This window comes from Streptomyces sp. BE303 (assembly GCF_036290945.1).
Lineage (GTDB): Bacteria > Actinomycetota > Actinomycetes > Streptomycetales > Streptomycetaceae > Kitasatospora.
On the sequence record NZ_JAQYWZ010000278.1, the window covers coordinates 1 to 22,324 of the forward strand.

18 protein-coding genes and 2 pseudogenes are annotated in these 22,324 nt (G+C 70.7%); 9 read left to right on the top strand and 11 right to left on the bottom strand.

What is annotated here, in order from left to right:
• The 3 genes from PUR56_RS02160 to PUR56_RS02170 form a co-directional block, all read right to left on the bottom strand.
• Nucleotides 1-363: ATP-binding cassette domain-containing protein (locus tag PUR56_RS02160; protein WP_329947610.1), on the bottom strand; the 363-nt coding region annotated here is incomplete at its 3' end.
• A 288-nt stretch (nt 364-651) separates the two neighbouring features.
• The gene (locus PUR56_RS02165) at nt 652-939 is read right to left on the bottom strand and encodes a hypothetical protein (protein ID WP_329947611.1); all 288 of its coding nucleotides are present in this window, start codon (nt 937-939) and stop codon (nt 652-654) included.
• A gap of 206 nt (nt 940-1,145) precedes the next feature.
• Nucleotides 1,146-2,201, bottom strand: a complete 1,056-nt coding sequence (locus tag PUR56_RS02170) for a substrate-binding domain-containing protein (protein WP_329947612.1) — start codon at nt 2,199-2,201, stop codon at nt 1,146-1,148.
• A gap of 367 nt (nt 2,202-2,568) precedes the next feature.
• Here PUR56_RS02170 and PUR56_RS02175 point away from each other — a divergent pair, with 367 nt between their 5' ends.
• The 7 genes from PUR56_RS02175 (at nt 2,569) to PUR56_RS02205 (ending at nt 8,614) form a co-directional block, all read left to right on the top strand.
• The gene (locus PUR56_RS02175; RefSeq protein ID WP_329947613.1) at nt 2,569-3,336 is read left to right on the top strand and encodes an SDR family NAD(P)-dependent oxidoreductase; all 768 of its coding nucleotides are present in this window, start codon (nt 2,569-2,571) and stop codon (nt 3,334-3,336) included.
• Nucleotides 3,337-3,403: 67 nt separating this feature from the next.
• Nucleotides 3,404-4,117: a FadR/GntR family transcriptional regulator gene (locus tag PUR56_RS02180; RefSeq protein ID WP_329881406.1), complete on the top strand. Its 714-nt coding sequence runs from the start codon at nt 3,404-3,406 to the stop codon at nt 4,115-4,117.
• A complete protein-coding gene (gene dgoD, locus PUR56_RS02185) occupies nt 4,114-5,259 on the top strand; it encodes a galactonate dehydratase (RefSeq protein WP_329947614.1) in 1,146 nt (381 codons plus the stop codon). The genes PUR56_RS02180 and dgoD overlap by 4 nt, the downstream gene beginning before the upstream one ends.
• Nucleotides 5,253-6,161, top strand: a complete 909-nt coding sequence (locus tag PUR56_RS02190) for a hypothetical protein (RefSeq protein WP_329947615.1) — start codon at nt 5,253-5,255, stop codon at nt 6,159-6,161. Before dgoD ends, PUR56_RS02190 begins: the two co-directional genes overlap by 7 nt.
• Nucleotides 6,103-6,714 carry a bifunctional 4-hydroxy-2-oxoglutarate aldolase/2-dehydro-3-deoxy-phosphogluconate aldolase gene (locus tag PUR56_RS02195; RefSeq protein WP_329947616.1) on the top strand — a complete coding sequence of 204 codons (612 nt, stop codon included), beginning with the start codon at nt 6,103-6,105 and terminating at the stop codon, nt 6,712-6,714. Before PUR56_RS02190 ends, PUR56_RS02195 begins: the two co-directional genes overlap by 59 nt.
• Nucleotides 6,711-7,703, top strand: a complete 993-nt coding sequence (locus PUR56_RS02200) for a sugar kinase (protein ID WP_329947617.1) — start codon at nt 6,711-6,713, stop codon at nt 7,701-7,703. The genes PUR56_RS02195 and PUR56_RS02200 overlap by 4 nt, the downstream gene beginning before the upstream one ends.
• 14 nt (nt 7,704-7,717) lie before the next feature.
• Nucleotides 7,718-8,614, top strand: a complete 897-nt coding sequence (locus PUR56_RS02205; RefSeq protein WP_329879886.1) for an SMP-30/gluconolactonase/LRE family protein — start codon at nt 7,718-7,720, stop codon at nt 8,612-8,614.
• Between the two features lie 304 nt (nt 8,615-8,918).
• On the opposite strand, the gene PUR56_RS02210 is transcribed toward PUR56_RS02205, so the two are convergent.
• From PUR56_RS02210 to PUR56_RS02245, 8 genes and pseudogenes are all read right to left on the bottom strand, one after another.
• Nucleotides 8,919-10,775 (bottom strand): ribosome-inactivating family protein, encoded by a 1,857-nt coding sequence (locus PUR56_RS02210; RefSeq protein WP_329879887.1) that lies wholly within the window; start codon nt 10,773-10,775, stop codon nt 8,919-8,921.
• A gap of 198 nt (nt 10,776-10,973) precedes the next feature.
• Nucleotides 10,974-11,276: pseudogene (locus PUR56_RS02215) on the bottom strand (response regulator); the annotation flags it as partial.
• A 6-nt stretch (nt 11,277-11,282) separates the two neighbouring features.
• A pseudogene (locus PUR56_RS02220) lies at nt 11,283-11,507 on the bottom strand (sensor histidine kinase); the annotation flags it as partial.
• A gap of 88 nt (nt 11,508-11,595) precedes the next feature.
• On the bottom strand, nt 11,596-12,456 hold the full coding sequence (locus PUR56_RS02225; protein WP_329947618.1) for a poly(ethylene terephthalate) hydrolase family protein: 861 nt from the start codon (nt 12,454-12,456) through the stop codon (nt 11,596-11,598).
• A 1,778-nt stretch (nt 12,457-14,234) separates the two neighbouring features.
• A complete protein-coding gene (locus PUR56_RS02230) occupies nt 14,235-15,224 on the bottom strand; it encodes a hydroxymethylglutaryl-CoA lyase (protein WP_329879890.1) in 990 nt (329 codons plus the stop codon).
• Between the two features lie 4 nt (nt 15,225-15,228).
• Nucleotides 15,229-16,587 carry a tripartite tricarboxylate transporter permease gene (locus PUR56_RS02235; RefSeq protein ID WP_329879891.1) on the bottom strand — a complete coding sequence of 453 codons (1,359 nt, stop codon included), beginning with the start codon at nt 16,585-16,587 and terminating at the stop codon, nt 15,229-15,231.
• Nucleotides 16,584-17,045 carry a hypothetical protein gene (locus tag PUR56_RS02240; RefSeq protein ID WP_329879892.1) on the bottom strand — a complete coding sequence of 154 codons (462 nt, stop codon included), beginning with the start codon at nt 17,043-17,045 and terminating at the stop codon, nt 16,584-16,586. Before PUR56_RS02240 ends, PUR56_RS02235 begins: the two co-directional genes overlap by 4 nt.
• A complete protein-coding gene (locus PUR56_RS02245) occupies nt 17,042-18,331 on the bottom strand; it encodes a hydroxymethylglutaryl-CoA reductase, degradative (protein ID WP_329947619.1) in 1,290 nt (429 codons plus the stop codon). The genes PUR56_RS02240 and PUR56_RS02245 overlap by 4 nt, the downstream gene beginning before the upstream one ends.
• A gap of 338 nt (nt 18,332-18,669) precedes the next feature.
• On the opposite strand from PUR56_RS02245, the gene PUR56_RS02250 reads away from it, so the two are divergent.
• The gene (locus tag PUR56_RS02250) at nt 18,670-20,706 is read left to right on the top strand and encodes a helix-turn-helix domain-containing protein (RefSeq protein ID WP_329947620.1); all 2,037 of its coding nucleotides are present in this window, start codon (nt 18,670-18,672) and stop codon (nt 20,704-20,706) included.
• 604 nt (nt 20,707-21,310) lie between these two features.
• Complete coding sequence (locus PUR56_RS02255) at nt 21,311-21,760, top strand: SRPBCC family protein (RefSeq protein ID WP_329879896.1); 450 nt, start codon at nt 21,311-21,313, stop codon at nt 21,758-21,760.
• Nucleotides 21,761-22,324 lie beyond the last annotated feature (564 nt).

The following is a 22,324-nucleotide window of genomic DNA, read 5'->3' on the forward strand; positions in this document are numbered from 1 at the left end:
GAGGGAGCCGGCGTAGACGTTCTCGGCGACGGAGACGTGGGGGATGATCTCGGGTTCCTGGGGGATGATGCGGATCCCGGCGGTTCGGGCCTGGGCGGGTGAGGCCAGGTCCACCCGCTCGCCGTCGAGGACGACGTGGCCCTCGGTGGGCTGGTGGTCGCCGGTAAGGATCTTGAGGAGGGTGGACTTGCCCGCGCCGTTCTCGCCCATGAGGGCGGTGACCTGACCGGCGGGGAAGTCGAGGGTGACTCCGCCGAGGGCCCGTACCGCGCCGAACCGCTTGGTGACCTGGTGAACACCGGCGCTGCCGGTGACCGCAGGGACGGGCGGCGGATCGGCTGGTGTGGGGCGGGGTCGGGTCATGGTGTCGTTCACCTCGAAGACATCGGCACGGACGGAGGAGGGGAGAGGGGCCCCGGCAGGCGGGGGGACGACCGGCCGGGGCTGCTCGGGAGGGGCGGCCAGGGACTGACTGCGGCCTCTGCCGCCGGTCTGACAGAGCGCTCAGTGGTGACCACCGGCGGTGGTGGCCGGGTGGTATCCCGGCGGCCCGCTGTTCGCCCTGTTCGCGGGGAACGGGCTGTACGTGACGGCGTCTGCTTGCCGTGGAGCGGGTCCGTGGACGCGGTGCGGACGTTCGCGTCGGATCTGTCAGTCCGGGCTGGGGAGGTCGAGGTGGGCGCCGCGGCGGTGGCGTATTGCCGTGGGACTCTGGGCGCGCACGGCGGCGGCGGTGACGGCCTGGGTGCGGGTGGGCGCCCACTGGACGAAGCTGTGGGTTCCGCAGCAGCCGTCTGGTTTGCGGGTGTGGAGGGTGACCATCCAGCAGGGCGTCGTGTCCGGGCTCGTCCAGTGGTCGAGGGGGCTGATGCGGACCGGCGTGCAGGACGCCGCACCGGGGTGGGTGTGGCCGGTGGTGGGGCCGGGCGAGTCGGGCACGGGTGCCTCCGGTGGTGCGGTCGGCGCCGGGCCGGGCGCCGGGTGGTGCCGTGGCGGGCCGGGGGTACCGGGTGGCACCTTTCGGCCGCGGGGTGGGGGCGTCCCCGCCGGTGTGTCCGGCAGGACGTCCGGCGGGGCCGCCCCCGGGGTGTCCGCGGCCTGCGGGGGCAGGCCGCGGACGGTCCGGTGGTGGTGCGGGGCGGGGCTCAGTTGCAGGTGGCACCGCTGGTCTTGAAGGTGGTGGCGTCGACCATGGTGGTGGGGGCGAAGGCCTCGGCGGGCATGGCCTTGCCGTTCTTGAGGTTGTCGTAGAGGGTCTGGACGGCCAGGGCCCCGACGTCCTTGCCGTTGATGAACAGGGCGGCGCGCATGCCGGTGGGCTTGCCGCTGTTCCAGTTCTTGCAGGCGAGGTAGGCGCCGAGGCCGACGCCGATGACGTGGTCGGCCTTGAAGCCGGCGTTCTCCAGCGCGGTGACGCCGCCCTGGACGTTCTCGTCGTTGCAGCCCCAGACGACCCAGTTCTTGACGCCGGGGTTGGCGGTGACGGTGGCGGCGATCTTGTCCTGCGCGCCGGTGGGCGTGTTGTCGGTGGCGACGTCGATGTTCTGCACACCCGCGCTCGCGCCCGCGGCGAACGCCTCCTTCGCCGCGTTCACCCGGTCCGTGCAGACGGTGACGTCCTGCTTCCACGCCGAGATGGTCCGGGTCTCGGCGGGGTTCCAGCCGGCCTTCTTGAACTCCTCGGCGGCGCGCTTGCCGACCTCCCCGCCCATCTGGGCGCCGGAGAACCCGATCCGCGGGACAAGATTGTCCTTGGCACAGACGGACGGGTCGGGGCCGTTGGTGCAGATCTGGTCGTCGGAGGTGAGCAGGGCGACCTTGGCGTCCTTCGCGGCCTGGACGACTTGGGGGCCCACCGCGGGGTCGGGGACGACGATGATCAGGCCGTTGGACTTCTGCGCGATCGCGGACTGGACCTCGCTGACGGTCTTGTTCGCGTCGTTGCCCAGGTTCACCACCTTCAGGTCCACGCCGAGCTCCGCGGCCTTCGCCTTCGCGCCGGCAGCCTCACCGACGAAGTACTCCTGGTCGCCCTGCTTCTGCAGGTAGGTCATCGAGATCTTTCCGCTCACCGGCGCCACCGAGGCACCGGCACCGGAGGACGAGGTGGACTGCTGCCCGGTCGAACACGCGGTACTCACCGCGAGCGTGAGCAGAAGACCGGTGGCGGCCGCGGCGCGGCGGTGCGGGGTGGTGAACATGACGGACTCCATGGGGGGACGAGCGGTCTGCTCGGAGGAGGGGAGGTGTGGGGGTGGTGTGCGCCTGCCGGTGGGACTGACCGGGGCCTTATCGCTGGTGAGCTGACCCGGGCGGCTCCGCGAACAGCCGTCTGTGTGGCCGTACGGATGCCGGGGTCCGGTCGGGGCTTCGGCTGGCCGGGGTCCTGCCCCGGCGCGGGGAGCCTCGACGACGCGTTGCGTGTACCGAGGTTTTCGAAGGCGTTTCGGAGGACGGCGACGCTGTTTCCGGCCCGTTTCCGATCCGTCTTGGGCGCTGATCCTGGGGCTGCGAGATTGCCTGTGTCAAGGTCTTTGCATAATTAATGCGTGGCTGTACCTTCAGCGCATGACAGAGCAGATGTGCCGCCGCTTCGACGGCAAGGTGGCAGTGATCACCGGCGCCGCCGCCGGAATCGGGGCCGCGACCACGCGGCGCCTTGCCGCGGAGGGCGCGGCGGTGGTGATCGTCGATATCGCCGACACCGCAGGTCTGGCGCTGGCCGCCGATATCACGGCGCAGGGCGGGCGGGCGGAGTACCGGCACGGCGACGTGACCTCCGCCGCCATGTGGGACGAACTCGCGGCGCACGTGCGCGAACGTTACGGGCGGCTGGACGTGCTGCACAGCAACGCGTACGCGGTGGTCGTCAAACCCGCCCACGAGCTGACGGAGGCTCAGTGGGACGGCCAGCTCGATGTCACCTTGAAGGCAGCGTGGCTCGGGGTCCGCGCCTTCGCCGAGACGCTGCGCGACAGCGGCGGCTCGGTGGTGCTCACGTCGTCCGTCCACGCGCTGGTGGGGCTTCCCGGCCATCCCGCCTACGCCGCCGCCAAGGGCGCACTGTGCTCCCTAGGCCGCCAACTGGCCGTCGAGTACGGGCCGCGGGTGCGGGTCAACACCGTCGTGCCGGGGCCGATCATGACGGCGGCGTGGGACCGCGTGGACCTGGTGGGCCGGGCCGACAGCGTGGCCGAGACGGTCGCCAAGCGGTTCGGCACCCCCGAGGAGGTGGCGGCCGCGGTCGCCTTCCTCGCCTCGCCCGACGCCTCCTACGTCACCGGCACCACTCTCGTCGTAGACGGGGGCTGGTCGATCGTCAAGGCCTCCTCATGACCCAGACCACGACGAGCCTTCCGGGCCGTCCCGCACACCCGAACAGCCAAGCCGAGAAGAGCCCCGCATGAACCCGCCGACCCGCAACCTGCACCAACAGATCATCGACATCATCGGCGGGCGGATCGTCAGCGGCACCCACGCACCCGGCTCACTCCTGCACCCGGACCAGCTGGAGCAGGAGATCGGGGTCAGCAAGACGGTCCTGCGCGAGGCGTTGCGGGTCCTGGCGTCTAAGGGCCTCATCGAATCACGGCAGAAGCGCGGCACCTTCGTTCGGCCCCGCGCGGACTGGAACCTCCTGGACGCCGACCTGCTGCGCTGGCAGGGCACCGGTGTCCCCGACAAGGGCTTCCTGGCCAACCTGGGCGAGGTCCGCTCGATCATGGAGCCTGCCGCCGCCCGCCTCGCCGCCCAGCGCCGTGAGGAGGCCGACCTCGCCGACCTCGCCGACGCCCTGGAACGGATGGCCGCGGCCGGCGACGACACTCACGCCGCCGTGGAGGCGGACCTCGCGTTCCACCGCGCCCTGCTGGCCGCGGCCCACAACGAGCTACTGACCCGCATGGAGGTGGTGATCGAGGCCGGTCTGCGGGTTCGCGACCACCTTGTCCACAGCGCTGAGCACTGGGCCGACCCCGTGCCCGCCCACCGTGCCGTGATGGACGCCGTCCGCGCCCGCGACCCGCAGGCCGCCGAACACGCCGTACAACACCTGCTCGCGCAGGCCACCGCCGACCTCGACCTGATACACGCACCGGACCAGGGGACATCCGAATGAAGATCATCTCACTGGAGACATTCCCCGTCGCCCCGCGCTGGCTGTTCCTGAAGATCGCCACCGACGAAGGCGTCACCGGTTGGGGCGAACCCGTCGTCGAGGGCCGCGCCGCCACCGTCCGCGCCGCCGTCCACGAACTCGCCGACCACCTCGTCGGCGAGGACCCGCTGCGGATCGAGCACCACTGGCAGGTGCTCACCAAGGGTGGCTTCTACCGTGGCGGCCCGATCCTGTCCAGCGCCGTCGCCGGCATCGACCAGGCCCTGTGGGACATCAAGGGCAAGGCCTACGGCGCCCCCGTCCACCAGCTGCTCGGCGGACCCGTCCGGGACCGGCTGCGGATGTACGCGTGGATCGGCGGCGACAGCCCCGCCCACGTCGCGGAACTCGCCCGCGAACAGGTCGAGGCCGGATTCACCGCCGTCAAGATGAACGGCTCCGCGCAGATGCGGCCCATCGACACGCCCGCCCAGACCAAGGCCGTCGTCGACCGGGTCGCCGCGGTACGCGACGCCATCGGCGACCACCATGACGTCGCCATCGACTTCCACGGCCGGATGTCGACCGCCATGTCCCGCCGCGTCCTGCCTCTGCTGGAACCGCTGCACCCCCTGTTCGTGGAGGAGCCCGTTCTGCCCGAACACGCCCGCGACCTGCGCCGGCTCGTCGACTCCACCACCGTGCCCCTCGCCTGCGGCGAACGGCTCTACTCCCGTGCCGACTTCCGCGACGTCCTGCCCACCGGCATCGCCGTCGCCCAGCCCGACGTCTCGCACGCGGGCGGCATCTCCGAGGTCCGCCGCATCGCCGCCCTCGCCGAGGCCCACGACGTCGCGATGGCCCCCCACTGCCCCCTCGGCCCGATCGCGCTCGCCGCGAGCCTCCAGCTCGGCTTCGCGATACCGAACTTCCTCATCCAGGAACAGAGCCTGGGCATCCACTACAATCGCGGCAACGAACTCCTCGACTACCTGGTCGACACCGAGCCGTTCCGCTTCACCGACGGGTACGCGAAGCTTCCCACCGGCCCCGGCCTGGGCATCGAGATCGACGAGGACGCCGTACGCCGCGCCGCCGAGACCGGGCACCGCTGGCGCAACCCCCTCTGGCACCACGACGACGGATCGTTCGCGGAATGGTGACCCACATCCCCCTCACCGCCACCACTGACCCGGACCACGGCGGACGGTGGACCAGCCTTCGGGGCGGCGGACGCGAATGGCTCTGGCACCGCCGCGCCCCCGCCCGTGACACCGTCCGGCCCGGCGATCCGTTCGTCGACGCCGGCGGCCTGGAGGAATGCGTCCCCACCATCCGCGGCAACCCCGACCACGGCGACGCCTGGTCCCGGCCCTGGCAGCGCGACGCCGACGCCGACGTCCTCGACCACCCCGACTTCGTCCTGCGTCGCAGTCTGCGGCGTAACCCGGCGGGGGCACTGTCCGCCTCCTACCACCTGTCGGCGAATCCCGGGTACCGCTTTCTCTGGGCGGCCCACGCGCTGCTCGACGTGACCCCCGGCGCCCACCTCACCGCGCCCGTGGGAACGGCCACCCGGGTCTTTCCCGAAGCCGCCCACCTGATCGACGAACCCTGGCCCGACGACACCCCCCACCTCACCGGGCACTGGCCCGCACCGCTCGGACTGCCTCTGGACCGGCTCGGCCCCGACGACGGCACCGCCGTGGGCGCCATCCTCACCCACTGCGCGGACATCTCCGTCACCGACGGACCGGACACGCTCCGCCTGACCCTGCGCACCGACGCCGACGTCCCCCTGTCCGTGGCTCTGTGGCGCAACCTCCACGGCTACCCCACCGCCGCTCCCTACCGCAGCATCGGCGTCGAACCCATGCTCGGAGCCGTCTTCGACCTCGCGGAGGCGGGACAGGACGACGCCGCCACCGTCCCCGCCGACGGCGAACTGCGCTGGGAACTCGAGATCACCGCCACCCGAACCCCCTCCCCTGTGACGAGAGCGCCCCATGAATCTGACCGAGTTGCCCTTCCGCACCCTCGCCATCGTGCGGGGGCGGGATCGTGACGCCGCCCTGCGGACCGTGCTGACCCTCGCCGAGGAGGGCATCACGGCCGCCGAGGTGTCCCTGACCACCACCGACGCGCTGTGGGTGATCGAACAGGCCCGCCGCGAGCTCGGCCCCGACGCTCTGCTGGGCGCCGGGACGGTCCTGAGCGTCGAGGACGCCGCCCGGGCCGCCGACGCGGGCGCCGCCTTCCTCGTCACCCCCGGCCTCGTCGCAGGCCTGCCCGAACTGCCGGTGCTGATGGGGGCTTTGACACCCGGCGAGGTCATCGCGGCGACCGCTCACGGCGCCCTCGCCGTCAAGCTCTTCCCCGCCCTGTTCGGCGGCCCCGCCTACCTGAACGCGCTACGCGCCCCGTTCCCGGACGTGCCGTTCGTGCCCGTCGGCGGCATCGACGCCACCGCCGCCCTCGCCTACCTCACCGCCGGAGCCGTCGCCGTCGGAGCCGGCTCGCCCCTGGTCGGCGACGCCGCCGACGGCGGCGACCAGGCCGCGCTGCGCACCCGCGCCGCGCAGTGGCGCACCGCCCTCACCCGGGCGGTGACCGCATGACCACCATCCCCACCGCCCCCGAGGTCGGCACCGCGGTTCCCGATGTGGTGACCGTGGGGGAGGCGATGGCCGTACTGCGCGCCACCGGCCCGATCAGGCTCGCCCCGCCCATGGAACTGTCCGTCGCGGGCGCGGAGGCCAACGTCGCGATCGGCCTGGCCCGCCTCGGCCACCGTGCCTCCTGGGTCGGCAGGGTGGGCGACGACCCGTTCGGCGCGCTCGTCCTGCGCACCCTGCGCGCCGAAGGCGTCGACACCACCCACGCCCGCACCGACACCCAGGGGCGGCCCACGGGTCTGCTGGTGCGCGAGGACGGCATCGGTGACCTCGCCACCGTCCACTACTACCGCCGGCATTCCGCCGGGTCCGCTCTCCACCCCGACGACGTCCTCACCGCCCTTACCGCCGGCACCCGCATCCTCCACCTCACCGGCATCACCCCCGCCCTCAGCCCCACCGCCGCCCAGGCCGTCCTCACCGCCGCCACCCGGGCCCGCGCACTCGGCGTCACCGTCAGCCTCGACGTCAACCACCGCGCCCGCCTGTGGACCCACCAGCAGGCCCGCGAAACCCTGCTGCCCCTGGCCCGCCACGCCGACATCCTCATCGCCTCCGCCGACGAACTCCACCTCCTCGCCCCCGACCCGGCCCTCGACGAGCAGCACACCCTCGCCACCCTCCTCGCCCAGGGCACCCGCGAGGTGGTCATCACCCGCGGCGGCGACGGCGCAAGCGTCACCACCGGCCGCGACGGAACCCACCACGCCCCGGCCCGGTCGGTGCCCGTGGTGGACGTGATCGGCGCCGGGGACGCCTTCGTCGCAGGCTACCTCTCCGCTGTCCTGGACGGCCTCACCGCCGAACAGCGCCTGCACCGCGCCACCGCCACCGCCGCGTTCGCCGTCGCCACCCGCGGCGACTGGGAAGGCCTGCCCACCCGCACCGACCTCACCCTCCTCGACACCCCCGCCGGCACCACCCTGCGCTGACCCCGAGGACCCCCATGCCCCCCATCCGTGACACCGCCCCCCGCATCACTGTCCACGCCCGCGGCACCCACGAACTCGCCGAAGGCGCCCGCTGGGTCGACGACCGCCTCGTCTTCACCGACATCCTCACCGGCCGCCTCCTCGAAACCCCCGCACCCGCACCCACCCCCGCCCCCGTCCGCGCCCGTGAACTCCTGCGCCTGCCCGTCCCCCTCGGCGCCGTCGCCCCCGTCGCCGGCCGCCCCGGACACTGGATCGCCGCCGCCGGCACCGGTATCGCCCTGATCGCACCCGACGGCACCACCGACTGGCTCGCCCGCCCCGAGGACCGCGCCCGGGTCCCCGTCCGCATGAACGACGGCGTCTGCGACCCCCACGGCAGGTTCTGGGCCGGCAGCATGGCCTACGACGCGACCCCCGGCGCCGGCAACCTCTACCGCACCGACCACGACGGCACCGTCCACCACGTCCTCGACGGCCTCACCATCGTCAACGGCCCCGCCTTCACCCCCGACGGCCACACCCTCTACCTCGCCGACAGCGCCACCCGCACCATCCACCGCTGCACCCTCGACACCCACGGCACCATCACCCACCGCGAGAAGTTCACCCGCACCGGCCACGCCGGCGCCCCCGACGGCATGACCGTCGACCACGACCACCACCTCTGGGTCGCCCTCTGGGGCGGCTCCGCCATCCACCGCTACCACCCCGACGGCACCCTCACCAACCGCATCCACCTCCCCACCCCCCAACCCACCTCCGTCTGCCTCACCCCCACCGGCACCCTCCTCATCACCACCGCCCGACACGGCCTCACCACCAACCCCGCCCTCGCAGGATCCATCCTCACCACCCCCGTCAACACCACCGCACCACCCGCAGCCATGTACACACCGCACTTCGGGTAGACGGTGGAGCAGACGGGAAAGGGGCCGACCGACAGCGAAGGAGCAGACGGACCAGTTGCCTGGAGACCGGAACTCCGGGGCCGTCAAACAGTGCGGTGCCCGCCGGCGGTGGCGCGCGACCTGGCCGACGTCATTCGAGGCGACACCGCCGCGCACCGCCGGACAGGCTCCATCGGACGGTTGGTTCCGGGACGCCAACGGCGAAGCGCCCGGCGGTCGTCACGACCGCCGGGCGCTCCAGCCCTGTTCAGCTCTGACGACCGGTCGAAACGGTCACCGGTTCATCGCCGGGGCTGACGTGGCATCACAGCTCGTCGTGCTGCAGCCGGCCGCATCCCGTCGTGCTGTTCTCGACGTACGACGTGTGCCAGAGCGCGTTGTCCGACCCGCGGACGAACACGTCGAGGCGCCCGTTCTCCGGCGACACCACCGCGGGTACACCGCGCAGATCGCCGGCGAAGCTCCGCCAGTCCGTCCAGGCCCTGCCGGTCGCCCAGCTCTTCGCCCGCAGGTCTCTGCCCGAGCCCTGGACGAAGACGTCGATACTGCCGGGTGCCTGAGTGACCGCCGTCGGACGGTCGGCCAGGGAGCCGCCGAAGGACAACCAACTGGACGAGGTGCCGTTGACGGCCCACTTGTGCCAGAGCGCGTTGTCCAATCCGCGGGCGAACACCTCCACCCCTCCGTGCTCCAGGGGCACCGCTACAGGATCGGTGGTCAGCCAACCGCCGAGGGACTGCCAGCCGGACCAGGCGCCGCTGACGTACTTGTTCTGCCAGATCGCGTTGTCCGATCCTCGGGCGAACACGTCGAGGCGTCCGTTCTCCGGCGACACCACCGCGGGCACGCCGCGCAGACTGCCGCCGAGGACCGTCCAGTCCGTCCAGGGACTTCCGGACTGCCAGCTCTTCACCCGCACGCCCTGGTCGGTTGCCCGGATCACGACGTCGAGGTTCCCGGGCCCCCGGCTGATCACCGTCGGACTGTCGGCCAGGGATCCGCCGAGGGATTCCCACGCGGACCAGGTGTCGTTGACGTACCACTTGTGCCAGAGCGCGTTGTCCGATCCGCGGACGAACACGTCGAGGCGACCGTTCTCCGGCGACGCCGCCGCGGGGATTCCGACGATCCCGCCGCCAGTCGGTGCACCGAGATCGAGGTAGTCGTGCCAGGACACGCCGTTGTAGTGCTTGTTGTACAGATGGCCGTCCGAGCCTCGGACGAAGACGTCAAGACTGTTCGGTGCCTGGCTGACCGCCGTCGGACTGTCGGACAGCTCTCCTCCGAGGGAACCACCCCCGATCGTGGTCGGCGACTGTACCGACCGTTTGCAGGTGCGGTCGATGGCGCTCGAAAGGGCTATCGCCAGCACCAGTGAGACGTCCTGGAAGGAGCTGTAGCGCCGTGGGCCGATCACCTCCGATTCGTGGGTGGGGTCCTGACTCAGGCGGGCTGCGTAGTTGGAGAGCCGGCCCCAGTTGTTCTCCTCCACGAGGTAGTCGGCGGGCAGCGGATTCCCTGGGGACGGCGCGCCCACCTGATTGCCCATGAACTCCGAAATGTGATGGAAGCGCGCAGCTTCGGCAGTCATCGCGGCGACCTGGAGGGCGGCGCGGGCGAGCTGCGGATTGGTGACACCGGTCGCGCCGCCCTGGTAGGCGCGAAGGCCGGTCAGTGCCATAAGCATCGACTCGGAGCCGTAGCGCAGTTCACCGCGGCCCACGCCTGCCGTTCGTTCCAGGGCGGGATAGTCGGATCCCATGGGCAGCGCGATCACCGGGCGCCCGCCGGTGAGCTGGCGGACCCGCTCGATGGATTCGCGGAATGCGTATGCGGGAGTGTTCGAACCCCAGGATTCGAATCCAATGAGGTACATGTTCTCTGCGCTGAAGAAGAGATTAAGGTGTTCGTCGTCGCCAAAGGTGACGACGAGCGCGATGTTGCCCTGCCCCGTGCGCTGCACGGAGCCACGATAGGAACTGGCTGTGGCTCGCAGGCTGGTGATCATTTGTTGATAGTTGGTCGCACGAACGGATGGACTGTCCGTGTGGTAGTAGCGCCAGGCGATCCTGTGATCCGCAGCGGCGGCCGGTGGCGACGACGCGAGGGATCCCCCCAGGAGCGCGGCGACGAGCGCCAGCAGCGTCAGTACGGACGCCAACGGGCGGCCCGTCCTGACGGCTATGCGACTGTCAGTCATTTCACCTCGATAAGTGGTGGGTCGGGGGGAGACGGGGAACTGCGGGCCTGACAGGGAACCGACGAGGGTTTCGCCGGGCCCGTGCACAGTGCCCGAGCGTGGGGGCGCAGTTGAGTCTCGCCCGGTTGGGCCGTCCGGGGCAGCGTGGAATTACCTGCCCCTATACCTGTCCTCGGCGGACCCGGCGCTCCCGGCACCGCTGATCACCATGACGTCGCAGTCGTGCCCGGCGGCCCGCAGCCGGGGGATGACGTCCAGGCCGAACATGCCCGGGAGGTAGAGGTCGAGGAGGGCCAGGTCGGGGAGCAGCTCGGCGACCGCCGCGATCGTCTGCTCGCCGGTGTTCGCCGTACCGACGACCCGGAAAGACTTGACGAAGTCGTCGTCGGCGACGCGGTCGACGAAGGCCAGGTGGATGCCGGCCACCATGAAGTCGTCGTCGACGACCAGGACGTCGATCATCGGGGGGCCTTCCGGTGCCGTACGGACGGCGCTGCCGACGGACATCCGCGCGGTGAACATGGCGCCGTCGGCGGTGTTGGTCACCGCGACCTCGCCGCCGCGTCGCTGGCAGACGAACCGGGTGAGCGCCGGTCCGATGCCGCGCTCGCCCTCCTGGGCGGCCTTCGTGGTGAAACCGTGCGAGAAGACCTCCTGGGTCAGCTCCGGCGCCACCCTGGGGCCCGAGTCGCGCTGATCGAGGCGCTCTCCCGCCGGTGGGGCACCCGGCCACGCGGCGGCGGCGCTCGCCCTCGGTCCGCAGCCGGGCGGCCTCGATCTGTCACGTCGGCGGCCCGCCTTCAACCGCTCCCATGTCGCCGGTCCTGTTGATCTTGAGCCCCTTGGGGACAGCGGGCAGCAGCCGGTTCCCGGAGGTGGTGGTGCGGATGGCGAGCGGGTCGGTGTAGCCGGCGCCGCCAGCCGGGCGGAAGGTGGCGGCGGGGCCGTTCTCGACGAGGTTGCGGCCGGTGATCTGGCCGTCCACGGTCGGCAGGGTGTAGTGGGTTGCCTTGCGGAGGGCCTGGGCCATGAATGCCGCGCCGAGTTGGCCGACCTGGTCGCGCGCGGCCGCCGGGTCGGCGACCGCGCCACCGGGGCAGGCCTGTGCTGCGGCGGCGAGGGCCGGGTCGAGGTTGGTGTTGAGCATCGCATGGCCCCCGCCCGCAAGAACGGCGTCGACGGCGACCCTGGTGGAGTGCGACATGGCCAGTTCCTTCATCCAGTCCTGGCCGGCGGCGGGGCCGGTGTCCTCGTCGCAGGTACCGCGGATGGTGAGGACCGGGACCGTGTGCGCGGCCGTGTCGCTGAGTTCCGGTTCGACGGCGACGACGGCGAACAGCCCCGGCCGTGCGGCCGCCGCACCGGACAGGACGTATCCGCCCCCGCGGCTGTGTCCGACCAGCCCGACCCTGCCCGTGTCGATCCGCCCCTTCACTCCGGGGATCCGCAGGCCGTGCATGACACCCCTGTTCAGGTCGGCCAGCAGTCCGAGGTGCGCGTCGATCAGCTGGCTATAGCCCCTGCCCGAGTCGGGCTCACCCGCCCAGGCGGCCTGGGCGCTCACCACGTCGACGGAAACCGCGACGAACCCCTCACGCGCCAATGCCTCCACCACGTGGGACAGGCCTGTGTCAAGGCGCATGTAGGACGGACCGAACCCGGGACTGTCAGCCTTCCTCGTACCCGGCGGTGCGCACACCAGCGGCCATCGAGCGGTGACCGGATGCCGGGCTGTCCCCGGCGTCACGCCTGGCCACACGCATACGGGATGGGCGCCGTGCAGAACGAGGACGACCGGGTGAGGGCCGGGCCCCGACGGCATGCCCAGGACGCCGTGCACCTGCGACGGGTTGGGCGACGGGTCGTCGGCGGACCCAACGTTCATGATGACTCCGGGTGCGAGCTGGTAGCTCGTCAGGCTGTTGGACAGGCCGTCGTACGCCGCCTTCGGGGTCGACGCGGCAGCCTGGACGGAGCCTGAACCGAACGCCATCGCGGCGGCCAACACGGCAGCCGCACCTGCGGGCCGCACGTTCCTGGCCTTCACGGCCGTCCTTCCCGCGACTGAGTCGACGAGCGGAGGCCACGAGCCCGGGCCGTGGAGCAGGGACAAGCGGAACCCGTGTGCGACACGCCCACCTGGTCTAGATGCGCGCCGCGAATCGTCCCGGGTAACCGGCCGTGCCGCGTGGGGCCCTGGGCCGATCCAGGAGTGCGCACGACCGGAGCCGCGGTGCCCAAGGAGGTCTGGGGAGGTCTGGGGAACAGGCGCATGTCCGTCACTTTCAGCAGTCGACACGGGTGCCGGGGTTCGAGGTCAGGGGGCAGCGAGGCGCTATGGCGGTGCGTCCGCCGGTTCTGTTGCGGCGGAACTCGTTCCCGTCGGCCGGGCGGGTGTGGCCGTCGCGGTGGAGCGCCGGTGGCGGTGGTGACCGCCACCGCCGTGAACACGCCCGGTGTGGGCCGGTCCCTCCACCACCGGGTCGTGGGCCACGTCGGCGAGCGTGATCGGGGCCGGGGCCAGGACCACAAGCCCTTGCCGTCGCCGCTCTGGCTGGAAGGACGCATGAAAAAGCATGGATTCTGCTTGAAAATGACTTTAATCAACTAACGTTAAGCAACTTTTGCCAAGATGTCAGAGGTTCAGCGGGAGCGTCAAGATCTACCCACCGGTGGTGGTGCCCGACGGAACCGGGGGAAGCGGGGTTCGCACCCCACCGAGCTGATCGCCGAGGCGTCGGCGATCAGCTCGGTGGGCCGGGCCTTCGCGTGCAGATCATGGGCTGCCATCCCCTCCGCCAGCCCTGCCGCACGGGCCGGTGATCGACGCGCTGCGCCGGGTGGGGCCGTGGCTACCCGGGACCGAGAGACTGAGCCGCAGCCGTCGGTGGATCACGCTCTGCACCCGGGCCGGCGTGCACCGCTCGTCCGCGAAACCATGCGCGGAATGCCCGACGCTCAGCGGTCAGGCCCTCACCCTCCGGATGCCTCACACAACGGGATACCGCAGGGATCATGAACCGTCACTACCCGACGACAACCCTCGCAGGCCAGGGCCTCCACGGTGGCGGGCAGCCGAGTCGGACTGGTCTTGGGTCGACGCGATCTCTCGCGCAGGCCGTCGAAGCCGGCGGCAGCGTAGGCCTCATACGACAGGAGGTCGTGGCTGCGGCCCTCAGCCGATCGGTGGTGTCGTCGCATACGACCGGGACATGGTCGGTCAGGCCTGTCTTCCGCTGGACACCCAGGAACACGCCGGTGAGCACCGGGCCCCGCCGCGATCGCCGGCTGCCATGGCGACCCACGCCAGGATCCGCACGGTGAGACCGACGGTCGGACCGTCCCCGAAGCCGCATCCGATCCCCGTGGCGCTCAGGGCGTGTTTGGCGGCGGGCTCCAAGGCGGAAGTTCAGACGGGGATCAGTCTCCGTCCACCGGGACGGCGCGGTCCGTCGTGGCAGGCGCCCGGTTGGCGAGGGCGGTCACAACGCGGGAAGGGCTCGGGCGGCCGAGGTGCTCGGCCATCCACCGGCTGATGGCAGCCAGGGCCGACAGGTCGACCCCGGTGTCGATGCCGAGGCCGGTGAGCATCCACAGCAGGTCCTCGGTGGCGAGGTTGCCGGTCGCACCGCGTGCGTACGGGCATCCGCCGATGCCTCCGGCGGAGCTGTCGAACTCGGTGATGCCCGCGGTCAGCGCGGCGTGCACGTTGGCGAGCGCCTGTCCGTAGGTGTCGTGGAAGTGCAGGGCGATCCGCTCGCCGGCTATGTCGAACGCATGGATTGCCTCCAGCAGTTCCAGGACGTGTCCGGGGGTCGCCACGCCGATGGTGTCGCCCAGGGACAAGCTGGTGCAGCCCATGTCGACCAGCCGGTAGGCGACCGTGGCGGCTTGCCGCGGGTGGACTTCTCCCTCCCAGGGGTCGCCGAAGCACATGGAAACGTAGCCACGCACCGGCAGGTTCGCGGCGCGGGCCCGGTGGATGACGGGCTCGAGCATTGCCAGCGCGCCATCCACGGACCGACCCAGGTTGTTCTTCGAGAAGGATTCGGTTGCGCTGGCGACGACGGCGATCTCCTGGGCGCCGGCGGCCAACGCGCGGTCCAGGCCGCGGTCGTTGGGGACCAGTACCGGGAGCCGGATGCCCCCGAGTGCTCCCACGGCGGCAAGCACCTCGTGTGCGTCGTCGAGTTGGGGTATCCACCGCGGGGACACGAAGCTGGTGGCCTCGATGACGGTCAGGCCCGCACCGGCGAGCCGCCGGATGAACTCGGCCTTGACGGCGGTGGGGACGCGGGCGGCCTCCGACTGGAGGCCGTCGCGAGGGCCCACCTCGTAGATGCGGACCTTTTCCGGCAGCCCGTGTCCGCGGGTGATGCGAGGCAGCGTGTTCCGAGTCCGGGTGGTCACGGCGTCAGCTGATGAGGAGGGGGACGGAGAGGGTGGCCACGTAGAAGGCCATGTACTGGGCGCCGGAGGTCATACCGAGCAGGCGGTGGAATGCTCCCGCCAGTGCGCCGACGCTGACGGTGACGAGCAGCCCAAGAACGCCGCCTTCGTACCAGGCCACCACGCAGATCAGTCCGGCGAACGCCCCGATGAGCGCCTCGTGGCTGATGCGACGGGCTACCCATGCGCTGGTGGGGCGGGCGTGGCGCATGGCCAGCGGATAGATGACGGTCGCGACGATGGCAACGGCGAGCAGGCCGAAGACCAGGAATTGCCAGGAGGTCAGCAGGGTGTGCAGGTTGTGCACCTGGCCTTTGACGGTGAAGACCGGGGGAGCGTTGAACAGCGCGGCGGCAGGGCCTGCGGCGACGGGACTGAGCGGCAGGCCGAAGGCGATCAGGGGGATCAGCGTCTCGGCGATGTACGTCGACTCCGTCGTGCCGTTCTTGACCGCCATAAGCGTACTCAGACGCTGGTAGGGGTGCTTGATGCGTGAGCCGACGGCTTCACCTGCCATCACGGCGGTGGCGACCGGGCTGAGCATGAACGTCGTCGACGTCACCGCTGCGATCGCCCCGGTCACGGCGGTCTGTCCGCGCGTCAGCACCTTGAACGGATTGGGGAACCATCCGGGTGGGGCAACGGCTTCTGGAGCCAGGGAGAATTCCTTGCCCGCGCTGCGCGGCAGTGCGCCGCGGCCGGAGCGGGAGGCGGCGATGAGCAGGTCGATGACCAGCGGCCCGATCGCGATGCCTAGGAAGAAGCTGATGCTCAGCGGCTTGTCCAGCACGTCCTTGGCGAAGCGGCTCAGCGCGGCGATGACGAGCGTGAACGGAGCCAGCCCCGCGATGGCGGCCCACCGGCCTGGCGAGAAGTACGCGACGACGAGGGCGACCGCCACGAACACGTACGGCACGATCTCCTTCACGGGCTCGGCGAACGGGGCGAGCAGTGAGGCCACGCCGACCGCGATCGGGACGGCGATTGCGGCGGAGAGCAGTCCGCCGGCCAGGGCCTTGCGCAGGGCGACGTGCGGGGCGCCGATGCGTCGCATCGCCCACGCGTCGTCCAGGAGTGCCACGGCGGTCGTGTCGCCGGGGATGCCCAGCAGCGTGGTCGGGATCGCGTGGGTCATGTGCTTGGCGATCGCGCTCGCGAGAAAGAAGGTGATCACACCGGCGGGTGGGACGCCGAGCAGTACCACCAGCAGGGTGAGGGGGCCGAGCGTCGAGGTCTCGTCGGTGCCGGAGACTAGGCCTATCCCCGCGAAGACGAGGGCGCCGGTCAGGCCCATGGCCAGGGCCCAGAGCAGGTCGGTGATCATCGTGATTCAGTCCCTTCCACAGGCTCTGTCGCGGCATCGTGCGCCGCGTCGGGATCCAGCAGGCCGAGCTCGGTCAGCTCGGCCCGTACGGCTGCGGGCAGCCGGTCGGGCGTCGTGGTGTCGGAGTCCCGGGCCGATTCGGCCAGGGCGGCGCGTCGCAGTGCTGAGGACGCCTCGGCGTCGTTGGTGAAGCGGCGCTTGGGCGGGAACAGGCGTACGCACACGGCGCCCGCCGCCACGCAGGCGGCCAGTCCCACGAGCAGGGCGTAGCCGTCCGCGAGGGCGGCGGTGTCCAGTCGGCCGCGCAGAAGAGCGCGTGTGAGAAGGAAGAGCGGGAGTCCGAACGCGATTCCCAGCAGCAGCGACGCGGAGAGGTGGCGCGGGTCGACGGTGTCGTTCCACACCTCGACGTAGACCGGGTCCTCCTGGTGGGAGGGGGGTGGGCCGGTGTGGTTCATCGGATGCCTGCCTCTCGGTCGGCCCGCAGCTCGGCGAGCACCTGTTCGGCGTGTTCGCCGCGTACGAGTCGGTCGCCGGTCAACCGGTCGACGACGAGGGGCAGCTCGTCGGGGGTCGCGCCGGCGGTGATGGCGATGTTGCGGGCGTGCAGGGACATGTGTCCGCGCTGGATGCCCTCGGTGGCGAGGGCGCGCAGCGCGGCGAGGTTCTGGGCCAGGCCGACGGCGGTGATGATTTCGCCGAGTTCGCCGGCCGTGGTGACGCCGAGCATCGCCACGGCGGCCCGCGCGACCGGGTGTACTTTGGTGGCCCCGCCGACGAGACCGACGGCGAGAGGCAGTTCCAGGGTGCCGACGAGGTTGCCGTCGGTGTCCTTCTCGTAGTGCGAGAGAGACGTGTACCTGCCGTGTCGGTCGATCGCGTGCGAGTGGGCTCCGGCCTCGACGGCGCGGGTGTCGTTTCCGGTGGCCAGGACGACGGCGGTGATGCCGTTGAGGATGCCCTTGTTGTGGGTGGCGGCCCGGTACGGGTCGGCGACGGCCAGGGCTGCCGCATGCAGGATGTTGTCGACCACCTCGCCTCCCCCGAGCGCGGCGGCGTCGAAGACGGCACGCGCCCGGCACCGGCGCAGGTCGGCCTTGTTGCTGAGGATCCTCAGCAGTGCCCGGCCGCGGGCGATCTCGGCGACCCGGTCGGCGATCGCCTCGGCCATGGTGTTGACCGTGTTGGCACCCATCGCGTCGCGCACGTCCACGATCAGGTGCAGCACCACGTACGTGCCGGCCGGAGTCTCGACCAGCTGCACGATCACGTCGCGGACACCCCCGCCGACGTGGACGAGCCGGGGGTCCTGCTCGTTGGCCAGCGCGATGACTTCGCCACGGGCTTCGAGCAGCCGCAGCCGGGCTGCGTGCGGATCAGCGACATCGAGGAGCTGGATCTGGGCCCGCATGAGCGGTTCGGTGACTGAGGTGACGAATCCGCCGGTGATGCGCGCGATCCGGGCAGCGTTGCTGGCGGCGGCGATCACCGACGGCTCCTCGGTGGCCATCGGGACCAGATGGTCGCGGCCGTTGACGATGAAGTTGGTCGCCACGCCCAGCGGGATGCCCAGGACGCCGATCGCGTTCTCGACCATGTGGTCGGCCTGCTCGATGGTCAGTCCGCGCTCGGGATCGAGCACGTCCAGGCTCTTCGGTTCCACTGCGGTCGCCTGTGCGACGCGGACACGGCGCTCTCGGATCGGCAGGTCCCTCATACCGGGAAGCCGGCTGTTGACTGTCATGGGTTCTCTTCCACTTCAACGGATCTGACAGGTCCCAACGGGGTGAGCAAGCGGCTCGTAGGGACGGGAATGGTGGGACACAGGGAGGAAGGGGGGCGGACAGCGACGCTCTCGCGGCGGGCCCGGGTCCGTCGTGCACCGGCGTACATGGCTCGGTTACCGGGTTGCGAGGGGGAGGCACCGGCCGTCCAGAGGCCGTCGCGCCGTGGAATGTGCGTCCAGTGGGTATCCCGTGGATGACGCCGCTGTTACAAGAGCGACTCTAAATGTCCTCTGTGGTGGCCCATACGTACGATGAGCACTCATAATGCCGATTCCTGGTGGACGATTCGCACAGGATGGCACGCATGAAGGCTTCTCCGCCGCCGACGGACGCATCGAACGGCGCCGCGGCCACCACCCCGCCAACCGGTCCGGTACCGCGGGACGCCGAAGCATCGCGGCAGCCCGGCATTTCGGTGCATTCCGTCCTGGCGCTGCTCGATCTCGCTGCAAAAGGCCGACCGGAAGACCGGGACGCCGTGGCCGCGCTGCTCTGTGAGCGGCTCGACGCCGCCGCGGTCACGCAAGTGAGCCAGCGAGTCCGGGAGATCCAAGGCGCGATGGTCCGGTTGCAGCGGCGCGGACAGGAACTGTCCGCGCTGTTCTCCAGCGCACGGGACCTCGCCGAGCTTCACGATGTGGATTCGTTGATCAACCGGCTCGTACGGCGCGCACACAGCCTCGCCGGAACCGATGTCACCTACCTGTCGGAGTTCGACGAGACCTCGCGCGAACTGCGGGTCCGTTCCACCGCGGGAGCGGTCGCCCCGTCCTTCCATCACCTGAGGGTCCCGCCCGAGATCGGCCTGGCCGGCAAGATCGTCGAGTCCCGCGCTCCCCACTGGACCTCACGCTACGAGGACCTGCACGATGTGCCTCACGCCGACAACATCGACAGCGCCGTCCGCGCCGAAGGCCTCGTCTCCATCCTCGGAGTCCCGCTCATCGCCAGCGACCACGTACTGGGCGTACTCTTCGCCGCCAACCGAGTTGAGCATGCCTTCTCCCCGGAGGAGGTGGCCCTGTTGTCGGCGTTCGCCGACAACGTCGCCGTCGTCCTGCAATCGGCTCGTCTGCTCAACCGAACCCGGGACGCCGCCAACGAGACACAGCGCACGAACGCCGCGCTGACCGAACACGTTGAGGCGATGGAACGAGCCGGCCAGATGCATGAGGAACTGACCGCTGCAGTACTGCGCGGAGGCGGAACCACCGATGTCGCGCGGACCCTGAGCGCGGCACTGCAACGTCCGGTCGTCATCATCGACGAGAACCACACCGTGCTCGCCTCGTCCCATGAGCGCCCCGCGGCCACGGTGATCGACACGCCCGCTGTCCGATCGGCGATCGCAGACAGCCGGCGCTCCGGACGCTGCACTCTGCTGACACCGCCGGAACAGGACTTCCACGCGGCCGCCGCCGTACTCGCCGGCGAGATGGTTCTCGGCGCCCTGCTCATCGGTGCCGACGCGATGACCCTCGGAGCGATGGAGCAACACACGATCGAGCGCGCCGCGCAGATCACCGCGCTGCTCACCCTCAAACAGGACGCGGTCCTCTACGCCGAAGACCGAGTGCGCGGCGAGCTCCTCGCAGACCTGGTCAGCACCGACATCCGTCGTCACCAGAACCTGCCCGCTCGGCTGCGAGCCCGCCGACTGAACCCGGACGACATGCGTACGGTCGTTGTCGTGACGGTGGAACCCGATCAGCGCCGTGCGACGCTGAGGGCCGCGCAGGCAGCGGCCGCACCTGCCGGTGTGGCCGGCGAGGTCGACGGCATCGTGACGCTCGTCCTGTCGGAGACCGACCCGCAGCGTGCCGCGACGACAGTCCGCAACATCGTGTGCGCCGAAACCGACACCGACCAGGTGCTGACGGTGGCCGCACGCCCGGCCGCCACGCTCAACGACCTCAGCGTCCGCTTCTCCGCAGCCCGGGACTGCTGCCGGGTGCTCGCCGCCCTGGGCATCCGAGGCGCTGCGGTGGAAGCCGATAACTACCTCCCGTACACCGCCATGTTCGCCCACGACCCCACCGCCGTAAGACAGTTCATCGACCGAACGATCGGCCCAGTCCGATGCTGGGATGCCGAGCGCGGAACAGACCTGCTGTCCACCCTTCACCGGTTCATGGAGTGCAACGCGAGCCCCGCCCGCACGGCACGGCTGATGGGAACGCATACCAACACCATCCTGCAACGGCTCGACAGAATCACACGGCTGCTCGGCGTCACCTGGCGCGAGCCGGAGCCGTTCTTCCGTACGTCAGTAGCGGTGCGCCTGAACGCGCTCGCGGAGACGTTCGGCCCAGTGCGGCGACCATCAAGCTGAGAGAGAACGGGCCTGACCCCGGATGTTGGACACCAGAGGCACCTGGATTGGGCTTGCGCCTGTCCGGGCTGGACTCGGGTGGCACATCCAGCGCCACCGCACGCGGGGTTCCAGACGAGTGTGCCGGCCCCCTGGTCGCCGCAGGGACGGCCCTCCGGTCGGTTGTAGTGCCGGGGCGTCCTCACATCGCAGGCACCGAGACCGTCCCGGTCCGTGTTGGTCCCTATCCACAGGCCGCTTCTCTGATCAACGTGTGGTGACGTGGGCCGGGTTGGGTCGCGTCGACCGGGTCAGTGGCCGGGTCATCGGCGAGCCATCGGTTCCCCCCGTCCGCGCCCGACAGCGCCGTAGGGACGGAGTGCCGACAGCTGTACACCGCCTGCCGTCCGGCGGGGTCGTCAGCGGCGCGCCGCGCGGGCTGCGGGGCGGCCTGCCTGCGCCATGCGGCGGTCACTGATCGTGTCCGAGGTGGGTTCGCCGGGTTGCCGGGAGGCGTTTCAGGGGGCGAAATCGGTACTACCCCCCGACATGAGGGTCGGTGGGCGGGGCAGGTGTGTGCCCGGCCCACCGCGTGAGATACACCGATCCGAAGGTGAGTTCAGCGATGAGCAAGGTGCAGGAATCGATCGACGTGGACGTGCCGATCAGCGCCGCGTACAACCAGTGGACGCAGTTCGAGGAGTTCCCGATGTTCATGGACGGCGTCGAGGAGATCACCCAGATCGACGACCGGCACAACCACTGGAAGACGAAGATCGCCGGGGTGTCCCGTGAGTTCGACACCGAGATCGTCGACCAGGTCCCCGACGACCACGTCGCCTGGCGTACCACCAGCGGCGACGTGAAGCAGACCGGCATGGTCAGCTTCGAGCCGATCGACGCCACCCATACCCGGGTGATGATGGAGATGGACTTCCAGCCCGGCGGCATGACCGAGAAGGCCGCCGACCTGATGGGGGTGCTCGACCGGCAGGTGAAGGGCGACCTCAAGCGGTTCAAGCACTTCATCGAGAAGCGCGGCACCGCCACCGGCGGCTACCGCGACACCCTCTGACAGCGGTCTCCTGGCCCCCGCCGCGAAGCGGCGGGGGCGTCGTGCGTGCGCCGACGAGCCGACGACGGGCTTCGAGTGCCCGGCTCGACCGTGCCCGTCGAGCGCCCTCGCCAACGAGACGGCGGGCGGAACCGCCCCGGTGGCGGGCGCGGTCAGGGGTTGCGGGGGTGATTGAGCGGGGTGGACCGCCCGAAACCGAGGAAGTGGGAGAGGGCGTACGGCACGCTGTCAGGGTCGCGGGGCCGGGCGTCGAAACAGTCCCAACTGCAGAAAGACGTGGGATTCCAGCAGTCCAGCTGACGGCACTCGCCGCAGATCATGACCCGCGGCGGCCCATCGGTGACGTTCCGATCCATCGCGTTCACCCGCTCCGCGTCTCGCCCCGCCCCAAGGGTACGACGTGACCCCGCGGCTAGGCGTCGGCTAGTGCTGGATTCCTCTTTGGATGGGTATATGTGCTGGTGGAGGGACGGTTCGGTCGGTCAGGGGTGGGTGGTTCGGGGTGGTGCTGCGGGCGCGGCAGAGCCGTGATTCGGGCGAGGAAGCTATGGTTCGCCGATTGGC

Bases quoted from the DNA above. Each gene is read 5' to 3' on its own strand.
- PUR56_RS02245 (WP_329947619.1), bottom strand. From the start codon at position 18,331: ATGACAGTCAACAGCCGGCTTCCCGGTATGAGGGACCTGCCGATCCGA.
- PUR56_RS02250 (WP_329947620.1), top strand. From the start codon at position 18,670: ATGGCACGCATGAAGGCTTCTCCGCCGCCGACGGACGCATCGAACGGC.
- PUR56_RS02190 (WP_329947615.1), top strand. From the start codon at position 5,253: ATGGTGACCCACATCCCCCTCACCGCCACCACTGACCCGGACCACGGC.
- PUR56_RS02225 (WP_329947618.1), bottom strand. From the start codon at position 12,456: ATGCGCCTTGACACAGGCCTGTCCCACGTGGTGGAGGCATTGGCGCGT.
- PUR56_RS02200 (WP_329947617.1), top strand. From the start codon at position 6,711: ATGACCACCATCCCCACCGCCCCCGAGGTCGGCACCGCGGTTCCCGAT.
- dgoD (WP_329947614.1), top strand. From the start codon at position 4,114: ATGAAGATCATCTCACTGGAGACATTCCCCGTCGCCCCGCGCTGGCTG.
- PUR56_RS02255 (WP_329879896.1), top strand. From the start codon at position 21,311: ATGAGCAAGGTGCAGGAATCGATCGACGTGGACGTGCCGATCAGCGCC.
- PUR56_RS02175 (WP_329947613.1), top strand. From the start codon at position 2,569: ATGACAGAGCAGATGTGCCGCCGCTTCGACGGCAAGGTGGCAGTGATC.
- PUR56_RS02240 (WP_329879892.1), bottom strand. From the start codon at position 17,045: ATGAACCACACCGGCCCACCCCCCTCCCACCAGGAGGACCCGGTCTAC.
- PUR56_RS02235 (WP_329879891.1), bottom strand. From the start codon at position 16,587: ATGATCACCGACCTGCTCTGGGCCCTGGCCATGGGCCTGACCGGCGCC.
- PUR56_RS02170 (WP_329947612.1), bottom strand. From the start codon at position 2,201: ATGTTCACCACCCCGCACCGCCGCGCCGCGGCCGCCACCGGTCTTCTG.
- PUR56_RS02180 (WP_329881406.1), top strand. From the start codon at position 3,404: ATGAACCCGCCGACCCGCAACCTGCACCAACAGATCATCGACATCATC.
- PUR56_RS02205 (WP_329879886.1), top strand. From the start codon at position 7,718: ATGCCCCCCATCCGTGACACCGCCCCCCGCATCACTGTCCACGCCCGC.
- PUR56_RS02195 (WP_329947616.1), top strand. From the start codon at position 6,103: ATGAATCTGACCGAGTTGCCCTTCCGCACCCTCGCCATCGTGCGGGGG.